Raw genomic sequence first — 14,081 nt, 5'->3', positions numbered from 1 at the left:
TGGGCTAGAGCTTCGCAGGGTGCGTATTCGGCCTGACGTACTCCGTCTGCCAGTCGTACCTGGTGGCGATCGCTTCTTTGCCCCGTTCGGTGATCGTATACTGGTTCGTGCGGCCGTCTTCCTCTCCTTTCTCGACGTAGTCGTCTTCGACGAGCGTGTCGAGGTTCGCGTACAGGCGGCCGTGGAGTATCTCCCGCTCCTGTGAGTTTTCGAGTTCCGTCTTGATCTCCTGGCCGTTCGGCGACTCGAGCCCGGCGATGACGAACAGCAGATCGCGCTGGAAGCCGGTCAGATCGTGTACTGGCATCTCTTCACCTCCGGTGTCGAGGGGACCATATAAGTACGTCACAGACCGTTTAGAAATATAGGGAGTTATTAACTCGTTACATTGGCGGAAACGACAGTCTCGAGATCCGCCGTCTCTCCCGCGATCGAGGTCGAAACCGCCGATTCGACGAAAATCGGTTCGATCGGTCGTCCGATCGACGGGGTCGTCTCGCATCGCTCGCTCGAACGGCGTGAATCGGCAGTGATCGACGTTTAATACAGACATAATAACCGTCTCTCTCGTAACACGCTAGTGTATGTTTGGAACGAGTGGCATCCGTGGTGCGGTGGGGAGGGATGTAACTGCCGAACTCGCGCTGTCTGTCGGCCGTGCCGTCGCCTCGGACGGGTACGACCGGGTCGTCGTCGGCCGCGACGTCCGCGAGAGTGGCGTCGTGTTACTCGACGCACTGACCGCGGGGCTACGAGAGTGTGGAGCGGACGTCCTCGAAATCGGCGTCGCGTCGACGCCGACGATCGCCCGTGCCGTCGGGCGGTTCGAGGCCGACGCCGGCGTCGTGGTGACGGCGTCGCACAACCCCGCGACGGACAACGGGATCAAACTCTGGACGCCCTCCGGAAAGGCGTTCGGCCCCGACCGACGAGCGGCGATCACGGAACGCGTACAGAGCGACGACTACGACCTGCAACCCTGGGACGGCCTCGGCTCGCGCCACCGCCGCGAGGGTGCGATCGACCACCACGCGACGGCGTTGCGGGAGGCGGTGTCGATCGACGACCCGCCGAGCGTCGTCGTCGACGTCGGCAACGGTGCAGGCGGGGTCACCGCGCGTGTGCTGCACGATCTCGGCTGTGAAGTCAAGACGTTAAACGGCCAGCAAGACGGGAGTTTTCCCGGCCGGCCGAGCGAACCGAACGAGGAGACGCTCGAGACGCTCGCGACCGTCCTCGAGAGCACCGACGCGGCGGTGGGGATCGCTCACGACGGCGACGCGGACCGGATGATGGCCGTCGACGAGACCGGCACGTTCGTCCCGAAAGACGTCCTGCTGGCGCTGTTCGCGCGAAACGCCGCGGACGACGGCGATCGAGTCGCTGCGCCCGTCGACACGAGTCTCGCCGTCGACGACGCACTGGCAGAGGTGGGCGCGTCGCTGACCAGAACTCGAGTCGGCGACGTCTACGTCGCCGAACGCGCCACCGACGACGACGTCGTCTTTGGCGGCGAACCCAGCGGCGCGTGGATCTGGCCGGACGAGACGCTCTGTCCCGACGGACCGCTCGCGGCGTGTAAACTCGTCGAACTGGTCGCCGACCGCGGTCCGCTCTCGGAACTCGCCGCGAGCGTCGAGACGTACCCGATCCGACGTAACTCGGTCGAGGTCGCGGACAAGGACGCCGTCATGGATCGGGTTCGCGAGGCCGTGGCGGACCGATACGACGACGTCGACACCTTGGACGGCGTCCGCGTCGACGCCGGCGACGGCTGGTTCCTCGTTCGAAAGAGCGGGACCCAGCCGCTCGTACGGATCACGGCGGAGGCCCGCGACGAAGGCCGGACCGAACAACTGTACGCCGACGCGACGGAGATCGTCACCGACGCGACGTGAGACGACTGGACAGTACACCGATCGCGACTCGACGCCTGTCGCCTGGCGAACCGCCGGCAGAAAGAGAAGAAGTGGTCGACGAGAGTCCGCGTCTAGCGGACTTCCTCGGGGATGTAGTCGGACGTCTTCATCTCGCGGTAGGTCGAACACTCGGGACAGGCGTGGACGACGTCGCGATTGTCGCCGAAGACGCGGGCGAACTGTCGGGTGACCTGATGGCCGCAGTTGACACAGCGAGGGGCGGTCGTCTGGGAACGGGACGTCATCGGCGTCCACTTCGTGTCGGATGATTCCGTCGACATCGTCAACTGGTTGCGATAGAACACTATTTACTATAGACTGCATAACGCCGAACGCGAAAGTGAAAAACGCTGTTCTGTGATCGTGCTCGAGCATGTGTCCTCACTCACAAGGCAACAGCTACCACAGTCACGTCCGGTAGAAATTCACGATTTCCGTAGCGTAACGATTCGTTTAGACGGCGTGTCGCGATCGAGGCGGCGACAGTTCGCCCGTACTCGGTTCCGGACGCAGACGAACGGGACGACCGTCCGCTCCAGGAGGAATCGAACGCGAGTGGCTCGAGCCGAGCGAGCAGCGGTCAATCACGAACACGACTCGGGTACGGAACGCGAACACGGGGTCGAACGACATTATCATCCGTATATTTATCCACGGGGTTTCGCTACTGTGAAGTATCGATGAAAGCCGTGGTTCTCGCAGCAGGCGAAGGGACGCGTATCCGACCGCTGTCTGCGTCTCTTCCGAAGCCGATGCTTCCCGTCGCCGATCGACCGCTCGTCGCACACACTGTCGACGCGGCGATCGACGCCGGTGCAGACGAGATCGTCCTCGTGATCGGGTACGAGGCAGCGACCGTCCGGGAGTACTTCGGTGAGACGTACCGGGACGTCCCGATCAGCTACGCCGTCCAGGACGAACAGGCCGGGACGGCACACGCGGTCAACGCCGCGAGCGGCCGCCTCGACGGCCCCTTCGCGGTGCTCAACGGAGACAACCTCTACGATCCTGACGCGATCGCCCGGCTCTTCGAGGAAGCGCCGGCCGTCTGCGCGATCGAGGTCGACGACCCGAGCAATTACGGCGTCCTCAGCACTACCGACGGCACCGTCACGGACATCGTCGAGAAACCTGCCGACCCGCCGACGAACCTCGCCAACGCCGGCGCGTACGCCTTCCCCGAACGCGCTCGCGAGTGGCTCGAGGTTCCCCAGAGCGAACGCGGCGAACACGAGATCACCGACGTCCTCGCGAAAGTGATCGACCAGTACGCCGTCACGCCGATCACGCTCGAGCGCTGGCTCGACGTCGGCCGACCGTGGGAGTTGCTCGAGGCCAACGAGTGGAAACTCGGCGACCTCGAGCGCCGCATCGACGGCGACGTCAGCGACGAGGCGACCCTCGAGGGCGACGTCGTCGTCGAGGAGGGCGCGACGGTGCGATCGGGCGTCGTGATCGAGGGGCCGGCACTGATCCGCTCGGGTGCGACCGTCGGGCCGAACGCCTACGTTCGGAGTGCGACCCTGATCGACGAGGGGGCGAAGGTCGGCCACGCGGTCGAGGTGAAAAACAGCGTCCTCTCGCCGGGTGCGACCGTCAGCCACCTCTCGTACGTGGGCGACAGCGTCCTCGGTCGAGACGTCAACTTCGGCGCGGGGACGACCGTCGCGAACCTCCGTCACGACGATGCGAGCGTGAAGTTCACCGTCAAAGGCGAGCGAGTCTCGACCGGCCGGCGCAAGTTCGGCGTCGTCGCCGGCGACGGCGTCAAGACGGGGATCAACACGAGCCTGACGCCGGGGCTGAAACTCGAGGCCGACGCCCGGACGCGACCCGGCGAGACGGTCGACCGGGACCGCTGACGGGTCCGGGCTGGACGGCGAGCAGAACGAACGCAAAAGCCGACGGAGCCGGCTACTCGACGGTGACGCTTTTCGCCAGGTTCCGCGGCTTGTCGATCGGCCGTCCGAGCAGGTCGGCCGCGTGATACGAGACGAGCTGGAGCTGGACGTTCGCGAGCAGTCCGGCGAGTTCGGGATTGGTCGGGGGAATCTCGAGGTGGGCGTCGGCGACCTCGGTCGCCCTGTGGTCGTCCGGACAGACGGCGACGACGGGCGCACCCCGGGTCTGGGCTTCCTCTGCGTTTTTCAGCGTCTTCTCGTCCTCCTGTCCGGTGAACACCGCGAACACCGGCGTCTCCGGCGTCACGAGCGCGAGCGGGCCGTGTTTGAGTTCGCCCGAGGCGAAGCCCTCGGCGTGCTCGTAGGTGATCTCCTTGAACTTCAGCGCGCCCTCGAGTGCGACCGGGTAGCCGAGTCCGCGGCCGATGAAGAAGTACGACTGACTCCCCTGGTATCGCCGGGCGATCGCTCTCGCGTCGGTGGACTCGAGGAGCCCCTCGAGTCGGCCGGGGAGCCGATCGAGTTCCGGCAGGAACGACTCGAGATCGAACGGCGAGGTGCCGAGCACGTCACACGTGAGACGGTGTGCGAGCAGTTCGAGGACGACCGCCTGCGAGGAGAACGTCTTCGTCGCGGCGACGCCGATCTCCGGTCCGGCGCGGATGAGCAGCGAGTCGTCGGCCTCACGGGCCGCCGTCGAACCCATGACGTTCGTGACTGTCAACGTCTGTGCACCCTCGGCCGTCGCTTCCCGGAGCGCAGAGAGCGTGTCGGCGGTCTCGCCGCTCTGGCTGACCGCGACGACCAGCGTCTCCTCGTCGACCGGCGGGGCACAGACACTGTACTCGTTCGCCAGCAGCGCTCGCGAGGGGATGCCGGCCTGGTTCAACACGAGCGAGCCGTAGAGGGCGGCGTGATACGAGGTGCCACAGGCGATCAACTGGACGGTCTCGACGCCGTCGAACGTCCCAGGGCCGAACCCCTCGAGGTGGACCGCCTCCGTCTCCGGGTCGGTTCGTCCCTCGATGGCCTGGGCGAGCGAGGTCGGCTGTTCGAAAATTTCCTTGAGCATGAAGTGGTCGTACTCGCCCTTGCCGGTCTGTTCGGGGTCCCAGTTGACCGTCTCCAGGTCCCGACTCACCGGGTTGCCGCCGAGGTCCGTGAACTCGACGCCGTCTGGACGGACGATCGCGACGTCACCGTCCTCGAGATAGACCACCTCGTCGGTGTACTCGAGGAACGCAGGGACGTCGCTGGCCAGGAAGAACTCGTCGTCTTCCACGCCGACGACCAGCGGCGACCCCCGCCGAGCGGCGTAGAGGGCGTGTTCGCCCGACACCATCACTGCGACGGCGTAACTCCCCTCGAGTTCGTCGATCGCTCGCCGGAAGGCGGTCTCGTTCTCGACGCCCTCGTCGAGGTACTGCTGGATGAGATGCGGGATCACTTCGGTGTCGGTGTCGCTGGTGAACTCGTGGCCCTTCCGTTCGAGACGTGCCTTGAGTTCGGCGTAGTTCTCGATGATCCCGTTGTGGACGACGGCGACGTCCGTAGTCGAGTTCGTGTGTGGGTGGGCGTTCTCGTCGGTCGGCGGGCCGTGCGTGCTCCAGCGGGTGTGCCCGATCCCGACCCGCCCCTTGAGCGGTCTGTCCTCGATCGACTCTTTCAGTTCCGAGACCCGTCCGGAGCGTTTCTGTATCGCGATTCCGGAGCCGTTCTGGACGGCGACGCCGGCGGAGTCGTAGCCGCGATACTCGAGGTTCTCGAGTCCGGTGATGAGCGTGTCTATCGCGTCACTGTCGCCAACGTGGCCGATGATACCGCACATCAGGGACTCACCCCCGTCACCGGTTCGAGCGCGTTCCAGTCGTCTCGAGAGACGGCAACGTCGATAGAGGGCGAAGCGACGGATACACCGGCAGCGGCTGGATCCCACGTCGTAGTCGGCCGACCGTCGGTGAACGTCGGTCGAGACGGCAAGCGGTGCACTGACATGATAGCATCCAGCGGTGCTCGACCCATTACTATAGACGGGCTAACACGGACGGTAGCATCGAAGTAATCTGGTTACATCATTCGTCGGACGTGTCCTCGAAAGCGTCGCGGATACGGTCGTTTGTCGGTCCGTAACGAAACGCGCGTTCACTTTCACGGCGCGAGGCCGACCGAGAGCGGACGGCTACTGTGAGACGACGGCGTACGTCGAGCGAACAGCCAGCCACTCGCAACGTAAGCGGAGCCAACTGGCCGGAAACCAGTACGAACGAGCCGTTGGGCAGCGCCTACGTCGTCTCGAGTGGCCCCAGCGGAGCCGGCGCAGACGACCTCACCTGCGATCGTGCGGGGAACGAGCGGACGGCCGATCCAGGTCGTCGCGGAACTCGTCGGCGAGATAGACACCGACGTAGCCACCGAGCGCACTCAGTCCGATCGAGTACAGCAACCCGAACGGAAGTGCGATCGCCGCGAAGAAGACGAAGAACCCTGGTGCACCGGTCGCGAAGAACCCGAAGAACCCGACGAACAGAAACGCCAGTGTCACCAGTGGAATCGCGGCGATTGCGCCCGAGATCGCACCCACGCGGAGACCGTCTCGCCGCTCGAGATAGCCCGCCACGGCACCGCCGACGATCGGCGAGAACGCCAGAAACGACAGGACGACGGTCACGACTGCGCCGACGACCGCGTTGACGAGTGTGTTCGAGGTATCGTCTGACATGCGTGTTTGTTTCAAATTGTCAGTGATATGTTTTTGCATCGTCACGGACAGTCGAGTGGGATCGGTCGTCCGTCAGCAATCGAAGCTTCTTTGTTCGCGTTCCCGCTAACTGGAGTATGGGTTTTGGTAGCTACGACGAATCCGAGCAGCAACAGCAGACCGCCACCGACGACGAGGACGTCGAAGCCGTCAACGTACACGAGAACGCACACGAGGGAGAGATGACCTTCGAGTCCAACGCGTCGACCGACGAACTGGTCTCACAGCTCGGCGCGATGAAAGATCGCGACGACGACTAACCCTCGGCGCACGCACACGTCACCGACGACTTCTCGCCGACCGATACTCGAGTGCGAGCCCGCCGTCCGGCTGTGGTTCCACCCAGACGACGCCGTCGACGACTGCCGAGAGCGAATCCATCGTCTCCGCGTCGTGGCGGGTGTACTCGAGGCCGACCGTCGCGACGCCATCGCCGCGGTCGATCGCCGTCAGAAACGACTCGAGGACGGCCGCAGCCGACCTGTCGACGTCTTCGACGATCGGCGAGAGCGACGTGATCGACAGGTGCAACCGGTCGGAACAGGGAAACGACTGCTGGAGTTCCGAGAGGGCGACCGTCGTCCGCTCGATGTCGCCCGGAACGGGCGTGTAAACCGTCGGCACCGGACGGTAGAGGGCGGTCAACCGTTCACCCGCCGTCGTGTCGACGACGCCCACGCCAGCAACGTGCTCGCGTGTGAGGTGCTCGATCGTCGGCTCGAGTGTAGCCGTCTCCCCCTGGCGGCTCGTCACACAGATCGCACAGTCCTCGGGTGCGGCGTACCGGGCGAGTAACTCGAGTGGGAGCGAGGGAAGCTCGATCGAGTCGGGGACGGCGACGAGTATCGTCGCTCCTGGCGGGAGATCGGCCGGAAGCGACCGGTCGTCGACTGTCGATTCACCCAGCGTCGGTCGATGGTTCGTGGAGGTCATGGTGGAAAGTGGTTCCAGCTGGCGCGAGGGGCCGTTCTCGTCGGCAGACGGCGAAAGGATCTGTCGATCGGCGATAGCCTCGAACGGAGACGAACGGGAGGAACCGGAAAGTCAGGTCGGTAGTTCGACCGCGCGGGTAAAGTACGTTTCGTTCGCGCCTACGTGAGCGTCTCGCGGCAGAGTTCGGCGAGCGCTCGGCGCAGGCGCTGGGAGATCGCGGACTTCGAGACGTCCAGTCGCTCCGCCAGTTCGCTCTGTGAGATCCCCCGCGGGACTTCGAAGTAGCCCTCCTCGTAGGCGACGGTGAGCAGCTCCTGTTGTTTCGTGGTGAGGCCGACGACGCCGTCTTCCCCGTCGTCGGCTTGCTGTAAGTGGTTGACCTGGAAGGTAACGTCCCGTTCCCGGCAGTACTCGTTGAACGCCACGAGCGCCTCCCTGTCCGGCAGCCGGAGCTGGACGATCCACCCGTCGCGACAGCTCGTACACTCGAGGACTCGGCCGCCGATCTCGGCCGTCTTCGGCGTGTACGTGATCGCGCGGTCGGTGAGTTCGACGCGGTAGACCCGCCGATCGGGGTAGCGGTCGAGCAAAACCGGATCGGTGACGGTCGGGTCGACGTCGACGGCCGCCTCGAAGTCGTCGAACGCGTTCCCGTAGGCGGTGACGTACAGCAGCGTCCGGTCCGGCTCGACGGCCGTCCGATACTCCGGCTCGATCGTGACGTCAGGTGCCCGGCGAATGGTCGGGCGGAGAAAGAGATCGGGGTGATCGAGACGGATTTCGGCGACGATCCCTCCCTCAGCACGCGACCGGAGGACTACTCGCTCGGAGCCAACGGCGTCAGTACTCACGATACCACCACCGCCCAGCCCGGGTGGCCGCGGTAATCACTACTTACAGGGGACACACGCATTCGTTTCTTCCCTTGTCATCCCCGGTATCTGGAACGTCACGCTACACACGTAAACTGTCGTCCGAACTGACGCTATATGTATTCACGAATCAACGATCGAGAACGTCGAAACGGCAGAGAAATACAGTATTTACCCGGACGACGTTGGCGCGATCCCGGAGTTCGTCGCGAAATATCGTCTTATTCCCGGTCGCTTCCGACGGTCCCCTCGTCGAACAGTAGCGTGTACAGCTTCCGTTCGGCCGTCCGAAAGTGCCGATTGAACGTCGGCTGCGAGACGCCGAGCGAGCTGGCTATCTCCTCGCCAGTGCTCTCGCGAGGCCACTCGAAGAAGCCGCCGTAGTACGCGGCCTCGAGCGCCTGCAGTTGCTGATCGGTGAGCCGATCCCGGAGTTCGTCGCGAAACGCGCGTCTCGTCCAGGTCGACCGGTCGCGTTCGTGCCGGACGAGCAGTTCCGTCGGCCGGTCGCGTCGAAGCCGCTGGACGAACGCCCGAACGTCCGCCCCGCGCGGGAGTTCGACGACGAGTCGCGTCCGCTCGGCGGCGGCCGACACCGACCGAACGACGCCGCCGTGGTCTGCGACCGTCGTCGCGATCGTCTCCGCCTCGAGCGTCAGTTCGAACAGCGACTCGTCGTCCCGCTCGGCGATCGACCGCACCGACGCGACCGACTCGAGGTCGACAGCGGCGTCGCGAACCGCGTCCGCCGGCGCGTCCGAAACGGTGGCGAAAACTGTCGCCCGGTTCGACGACAGGGGGACGACGGTCTCCAGCTCGAGCGTGCAATCTACACGCCGGGTGAGGGCGGCGAGCGGGTCGTCCTCGTCGTCTATCGCGAGTTCGAGTTCGGTGACGCCGTCGACCAGCAATGCCCGCCTGGTCTCGACGGCGTTGATCGCGTAGGCGATCGTCTCACCCAGCTCGACGAACGCATCTCGAGTGCCGTCGAACACGGCCGGCCGATCGGCGTACGCGGTGAGCGTGCCGTAGATCGACCCGTCGTACGCGAGCGGGACGCCGAGAACCGAGCCGAACTCGCGATCGAGCGCCGCTCGTCGCCACTCGAGGTTCCGATCCTCGCCAACGACGTTCTCGATCTCGATCACGTCCCGGGTGGCCGCAACGCGGCCTGCAGGTTCCCCATCCTGGTCGAGGTCGACAGTGATCGCCTCGAGGTAGTCGTCGGCCTCGCCCGCCCACGCACGCGGCGAGACCGTCTCGGTCGCGACGTCGACCTCGCCGATCCAGACCAGTGCGAGCCAGTCGATCGCGGCCAGTTCCTTGCAGACGAACCGTTCGATCTCCTCGCGCGTGTCGGCCCGGACGAGCCGACGCGTGATGGCACGCTTTCGCTCGTCGATCGCGGCGAGGCGATCGAGGCGCGCCGACTGCCGGGAGAGGTCGCGCTCGCGCTCGAGTCGCGTTACCGTGACGGCGGCAAGGACGGCGACCGTCTCGACGAACTCGACCTCGCGGTCGCCGAAGGCCGTCGGATCGGTCGTCGTCGCGATCACGACGCCGTCGTCACCGACAGGGACGACGAGGACGCGTTCGGCGCGGACCCCGACGCCGTCGAAGAGCGACTCGAGGGCCGATCGGTCGTGTACTGACGCGTCGCCAGTCTCGAATGCCTCGGCGAGGGCCGTCTCGCCGACCTCGAGGGTCGGAAGTTCGAGCGCCGACGACTCGTCGACGCCGGGGGTCGCGAACGTAGTCGGTTTGAGGCTGTCGTCGTCGCGCAGGTATCCGCCGACGACGTCCACCGCGAGCACCTCGGCGACGGCGTCGACGACCGCCTGGTAGATCTCCGGTCGGGATTCGGCGTCGACGAGGACGCCCCGGAACTCACGGATCGTCGACAGCGCCGCCCGGACGGCCACTCGGTCCGTCGCGTCGCGGATTACACAGACGGCCCGGTCGGCCTCCGGAAGCGGCGTCACCGAGATGGCGACAGGTCGCTCGTCGCTGATCGTCGTCTCGATCGGCTCTCCCAGCCGAACGGGCGAGAGAGCGCGCTCGTGGATCGACTCGGCGAGGTCGTCGTCGAACAGGTCGGCCAGGTCACGACCGACCACGGTGTCGGCGTCTACCAGATCGAAGACCGCCGCGTTCGCCAGCGAGATAGCCGTTCCCTCGACGACGAACACGCCGTCCTCGAGCGCGTCGACGACCGACTCGAACAGGTCGAGGCGATCCCGTCCCTCGCCTGCGGCCACCTCGCGCGCGGAGACCGTGACGCCCGACTCCGAGGGGTAGACCGTCACCTCGAGTCGCGTCTCGAGGGGCGGATACGCCGTCTCGAACTCGACGACGTCGTCGGTCGTCTGTGCCTCGTGGAATCGCTCGTAGAACGTCCCGGCGACCGACTCCGGCAGGAGTTCCCAGACGACAGTCCCGACGAGTTCGCCGACGGGCTGATCGAACAGCCGCCGCGCCACCTCGTTGACCTCCGTCAGTTCCCAGTTCGAACCGAGCGCGAAGAAGGGACGATCCAGCCGGTCGATCGCCGCCTGCAGCCGTTCGTCGGCTGCCTCCGTGAGTTCGGTCGGTGTGATCGTGACGACGACGCCCTCGACGGCCGGATCGTCGAGACGGTTCGTGACGGTCACGTCCGAGACGTACCAGGTGCCGTCGACGCGCGCGATTCTGGCGGTCGAGCGAGCGGTCGCGCCGAGCGACCCCGACGTCACCTCGGCGACCATCTCGCTGACGTCCTCGCGGTCGTTCGGGTGGACGAACCGCGAGAGGTCTCCGCGCTCGAGGTCGTCGGGCGTGTAGCCCGTCTCCGACTCGATCGACGGACTCGCGTACGCGACGTCGCCGTCTTCGTCGACGACGACCACGAGCGCGTTCGACGCGTCGAGCACCGCCCGGTACCGCCCTCCTTCGGTCGCTCTCGAAGACAGACGGAATCGTTCGACGGCGTGTCTGACTCGAGCGGCGACGACCGCCGGTGGATCGTCCGAGGACAGCACGTCGGTCGCACCCGCCTCGAGCGCGTCGGCAGCACCGTCGTCGACCAGCGCGAGGACAGGGAGGTCGGGAACCTGTTCCCGGATCGTCTCGACGGTCGCCGTCTCCGCCGCGTCCGACTCGAGGTCGCAGACGACGCAGTGGACGTCCTCGTCCGCGAGCCGATCCAGCGCGGTCGTCGTCGTTCGCGCGGTCAGAACCGACGGCCCTGAAAAGGCCGCCTCGAGTGTCGCCGTCGCGTCGTCGGTCCGCGTCGAGTCGCCGACCACGAGCACGCGGACGACGTCGCCGACGGCGACGGGGCGACTCCCGCTCACGGAGCGATCACCTCGGTCGCGAAGACGAGTCCGCGCCGGGCCGACCGTACTCGAGGCTGCGGCCGGACTCGAGAGGTCGTTCCCGTCGGCACCGCAACGGCGTGAGAAGTCACGTCGAGACGTGACTCACGTCGGCGAGCGGTTAAGTATCGACAGCGTATCGGCGAGTAGCGACCGATTGGAACTCGCCAGAGTCTCGAGCAGCGGACGAAAACCGGTCTGCTCTAGGCGGCCGCAGAGACGAAGAACGCGACGTAGAGCTGGCCGATGCCGGCGATCGCCATCACGACGCCGGCGATCCGCTTGATCGTCCCCGCGTACGCCGCGAGACTCCCGGCACTGGCGAGCAGGCCCATCCCGGTCGCGACCGTCACCGAGACCATCAACAGTGCCATCGCACCAGCGTACGTCGCCAGCACGAGCGTCGCCTCCGCCGTCGACAGCGAGATCGCCCGTCCGACGACCGCCAGAAACATCGGTGCGACGCAGGCCGCCGCCGCGAGCGCGTAGCCCGCCCCGAAGATGCCGAAGCCGGCCACGCTCGAGCGCCGTTTCGGGAGCGTCACGGAGAGCGAGGGGGCCCGGTCGACGGCGACGAGGACGCCGAAGACGACGAGGAAGCCGCCGACGATCGGCTCGAAGATGGCGACGTTCGAGAGCGTCGCGTGGCCGACCCAGAACGTCACGCCCGCAAGCAGCGTAAACGTCGCGAGCACGCCCGTCCCCGCGATCAGCCCACGCGAGACCGCACCCCCCAGCGACGCCTCCTCGCCGTCGGTCTGGCTCACGTAAAAGCCAACGTACCCCGGCAACAGCGGGTACGCACACGGCGAGAAGAACGTCGCGAGGCCGGCGGTGAACGCGAACGCCAGCGTCGGTGTGATCGACGCGTCGACCATCGGTTATGCCTCCGTCCCCGTTTCCGCGCGTGCGGTCTCGACGGCCTCGAGGAGGTCGTCGACGCTCTTTCGACCGGTGTTGTACCACCGGACCGCGCCGTCGGCGTCGATGATGATCGTCGTCGGGTACTGGAGGGCGTCGTAGCGTTCGGCGAGTTCGACCGTCGGATCGAGGCCGACCGGCCAGTTGCCGTCGTGTTCGACCCACCAGTCGGCGACGTCCTCGCGCGAGAGCGACCGACCGACCGGTTCGTTCGTCACCGACAGGAACGCGACGTCGTCGTCGACCTCCGCTCTCGCGTCGGCGAGGTGGGGCATCTGTGACTCACAGATCGTACACCAGGTCGCGAAGAAGTCGATCAGCATCAGCCCGTCGCCGGGGACGCGCATCGTCCCCGCCTCGCTCCCTGGCGCGTCGATCGTCTCGATCTCGAGTGGGTCGGCCGAGGCCGGGTCGGCGGACTCGTCTCCCGATCCTCCGTTGCCCTGATCGTCGACCTCGAGGGCGGACGGGCCGCGCGTGGCGAGGACGCCAGCGGCACCGATCACGCCCAGGCTGCCGACGCCAGCGAGGACGTCTCGGCGGCGCATACTACCCGTTCACCACCGTTTCGAGGTCGGAGACGAGTTCCGACGGCTCGACGCCCGAGGGAGCCGTCACGTTCTGGTAGGCACGCTCGACGATTCCGCGCTCGTTGACCAGCAAGATCAGACTGACGTGTGCGAACAGATACTCGAGGCTGCCGTGATTCTCGTGGCCCTCGACGTTCTCGGGGTCGACTTTCTCGACGACCACCCCGAACTTCTCCTCGAGCAGATCCCGTGCGGCCTCGTAGCTCTTCGGGCGCAGGAAGTGCCAGTTGTCCGCCTCGGGGTCGGCACCCCGTTCGTCGGCGTACGAACGAAGTACGTCTGCCGTGTCGCGTTCCGGATCGACTGTCATCGTGAGGAACGCGACGTCGTCGCCGTAGCCGCCCGCCGCGGCCGCTTCCTGTGCCCGGCGCAAGCGTAACAGCAGCGCCGAACACACGCCGTCGGGACACGACGTGTAGAGAAACGTCACCAGCAGCGATCGCTCGCCCTCGAACTGCTCCGAGGCGATTTCCTCGCCGGCGATCGGATCGGGCAGACTGAACGACGGCAACTCCTCGCCGTGGATCGGATAGACGGGATCGCCGCGAGTCTTCTCCGGCGGACCGAGAACCGTCTGGCTCCCGCCCGTCCCCGGGAGCGACTCGAGACAACCCGCCGCGGCGACAGCACCCGTCGCGCCCAGCGAACGAAGGTACGTACGCCTGTCCATGCCCGAATCGACGAAGTGAGCGGCCAAGTGTTCGTTGGTTCTATCGTCGAACGGACACCGGTGAAACGAGCGATGCCGGTGAAGCGAGCGACGCTGCGGACCGTCGATCGCGACCGCCGGTCGTCTCTCCGCCAGCGAAGCCACGGGATAGATAGACCACACTG

Annotated in this window: 13 protein-coding genes; 3 read left to right on the top strand and 10 right to left on the bottom strand. The window is 66.1% G+C overall.

Translation table 11 applies throughout. From position 1 onward, the window contains the following. Positions 1-4: 4 nt before the first annotated feature. The gene (locus tag MU558_RS16915; protein WP_246969508.1) at positions 5-307 is read right to left on the bottom strand and encodes a PadR family transcriptional regulator; all 303 of its coding nucleotides are present in this window, start codon (positions 305-307) and stop codon (positions 5-7) included. Between the two features lie 277 nt (positions 308-584). On the opposite strand from MU558_RS16915, the gene glmM reads away from it, so the two are divergent. Beyond that, on the top strand, positions 585-1,898 hold the full coding sequence (gene glmM / locus MU558_RS16910) for a phosphoglucosamine mutase (protein WP_246969504.1): 1,314 nt from the start codon (positions 585-587) through the stop codon (positions 1,896-1,898). A 92-nt stretch (positions 1,899-1,990) separates the two neighbouring features. Here glmM and MU558_RS16905 read toward each other — a convergent pair whose 3' ends face one another. Further along, positions 1,991-2,200 carry a DUF7563 family protein gene (locus tag MU558_RS16905; protein ID WP_246969473.1) on the bottom strand — a complete coding sequence of 70 codons (210 nt, stop codon included), beginning with the start codon at positions 2,198-2,200 and terminating at the stop codon, positions 1,991-1,993. Between the two features lie 399 nt (positions 2,201-2,599). Here MU558_RS16905 and glmU point away from each other — a divergent pair, with 399 nt between their 5' ends. After that, positions 2,600-3,781: a bifunctional sugar-1-phosphate nucleotidylyltransferase/acetyltransferase gene (gene glmU, locus MU558_RS16900; protein WP_246969470.1), complete on the top strand. Its 1,182-nt coding sequence runs from the start codon at positions 2,600-2,602 to the stop codon at positions 3,779-3,781. A gap of 52 nt (positions 3,782-3,833) precedes the next feature. Here the strand turns inward: glmU and glmS are convergent, their stop codons facing one another. Next, on the bottom strand, positions 3,834-5,648 hold the full coding sequence (glmS, locus tag MU558_RS16895; RefSeq protein ID WP_246969467.1) for a glutamine--fructose-6-phosphate transaminase (isomerizing): 1,815 nt from the start codon (positions 5,646-5,648) through the stop codon (positions 3,834-3,836). A 498-nt stretch (positions 5,649-6,146) separates the two neighbouring features. Next, complete coding sequence (locus MU558_RS16890; RefSeq protein WP_246969464.1) at positions 6,147-6,539, bottom strand: DUF5518 domain-containing protein; 393 nt, start codon at positions 6,537-6,539, stop codon at positions 6,147-6,149. Positions 6,540-6,655: 116 nt separating this feature from the next. Between MU558_RS16890 and MU558_RS16885 the strand changes: the two genes are divergently transcribed. Continuing rightward, positions 6,656-6,838: a DUF5786 family protein gene (locus tag MU558_RS16885; protein ID WP_246969461.1), complete on the top strand. Its 183-nt coding sequence runs from the start codon at positions 6,656-6,658 to the stop codon at positions 6,836-6,838. A 19-nt stretch (positions 6,839-6,857) separates the two neighbouring features. Here MU558_RS16885 and MU558_RS16880 read toward each other — a convergent pair whose 3' ends face one another. The 6 genes from MU558_RS16880 to MU558_RS16855 all read right to left on the bottom strand — a co-directional run bounded on the left by MU558_RS16880 (position 6,858) and on the right by MU558_RS16855 (position 13,917). After that, on the bottom strand, positions 6,858-7,511 hold the full coding sequence (locus tag MU558_RS16880) for a DUF7504 family protein (RefSeq protein WP_246969458.1): 654 nt from the start codon (positions 7,509-7,511) through the stop codon (positions 6,858-6,860). A 158-nt stretch (positions 7,512-7,669) separates the two neighbouring features. Then, positions 7,670-8,365: a helix-turn-helix domain-containing protein gene (locus MU558_RS16875; RefSeq protein ID WP_377071353.1), complete on the bottom strand. Its 696-nt coding sequence runs from the start codon at positions 8,363-8,365 to the stop codon at positions 7,670-7,672. A gap of 239 nt (positions 8,366-8,604) precedes the next feature. Further along, positions 8,605-11,715: a bacterio-opsin activator domain-containing protein gene (locus tag MU558_RS16870; protein ID WP_246969452.1), complete on the bottom strand. Its 3,111-nt coding sequence runs from the start codon at positions 11,713-11,715 to the stop codon at positions 8,605-8,607. A gap of 224 nt (positions 11,716-11,939) precedes the next feature. After that, a complete protein-coding gene (locus MU558_RS16865; RefSeq protein ID WP_246969449.1) occupies positions 11,940-12,614 on the bottom strand; it encodes a cytochrome c biogenesis CcdA family protein in 675 nt (224 codons plus the stop codon). A gap of 3 nt (positions 12,615-12,617) precedes the next feature. Further along, positions 12,618-13,205: a TlpA family protein disulfide reductase gene (locus MU558_RS16860; protein ID WP_246969446.1), complete on the bottom strand. Its 588-nt coding sequence runs from the start codon at positions 13,203-13,205 to the stop codon at positions 12,618-12,620. A 1-nt stretch (position 13,206) separates the two neighbouring features. Then, on the bottom strand, positions 13,207-13,917 hold the full coding sequence (locus MU558_RS16855) for an SCO family protein (RefSeq protein ID WP_246969443.1): 711 nt from the start codon (positions 13,915-13,917) through the stop codon (positions 13,207-13,209). Positions 13,918-14,081 lie beyond the last annotated feature (164 nt).

This window comes from Natribaculum luteum, from assembly GCF_023008545.1.
GTDB classification, from domain to species: Archaea; Halobacteriota; Halobacteria; order Halobacteriales; family Natrialbaceae; genus Natribaculum; species Natribaculum luteum.
Note: the sequence above shows the minus strand (reverse complement) of the source record. Positions and strands in the feature narration are given on the sequence as shown.

Bases quoted from the DNA above. Each gene is read 5' to 3' on its own strand.
- MU558_RS16915 (WP_246969508.1), bottom strand. From the start codon at position 307: ATGCCAGTACACGATCTGACCGGCTTCCAGCGCGATCTGCTGTTCGTC.
- MU558_RS16855 (WP_246969443.1), bottom strand. From the start codon at position 13,917: ATGGACAGGCGTACGTACCTTCGTTCGCTGGGCGCGACGGGTGCTGTC.
- MU558_RS16880 (WP_246969458.1), bottom strand. From the start codon at position 7,511: ATGACCTCCACGAACCATCGACCGACGCTGGGTGAATCGACAGTCGAC.
- glmU (WP_246969470.1), top strand. From the start codon at position 2,600: ATGAAAGCCGTGGTTCTCGCAGCAGGCGAAGGGACGCGTATCCGACCG.
- glmM (WP_246969504.1), top strand. From the start codon at position 585: ATGTTTGGAACGAGTGGCATCCGTGGTGCGGTGGGGAGGGATGTAACT.
- MU558_RS16890 (WP_246969464.1), bottom strand. From the start codon at position 6,539: ATGTCAGACGATACCTCGAACACACTCGTCAACGCGGTCGTCGGCGCA.
- MU558_RS16905 (WP_246969473.1), bottom strand. From the start codon at position 2,200: ATGTCGACGGAATCATCCGACACGAAGTGGACGCCGATGACGTCCCGT.
- MU558_RS16865 (WP_246969449.1), bottom strand. From the start codon at position 12,614: ATGGTCGACGCGTCGATCACACCGACGCTGGCGTTCGCGTTCACCGCC.
- glmS (WP_246969467.1), bottom strand. From the start codon at position 5,648: ATGTGCGGTATCATCGGCCACGTTGGCGACAGTGACGCGATAGACACG.
- MU558_RS16885 (WP_246969461.1), top strand. From the start codon at position 6,656: ATGGGTTTTGGTAGCTACGACGAATCCGAGCAGCAACAGCAGACCGCC.
- MU558_RS16860 (WP_246969446.1), bottom strand. From the start codon at position 13,205: ATGCGCCGCCGAGACGTCCTCGCTGGCGTCGGCAGCCTGGGCGTGATC.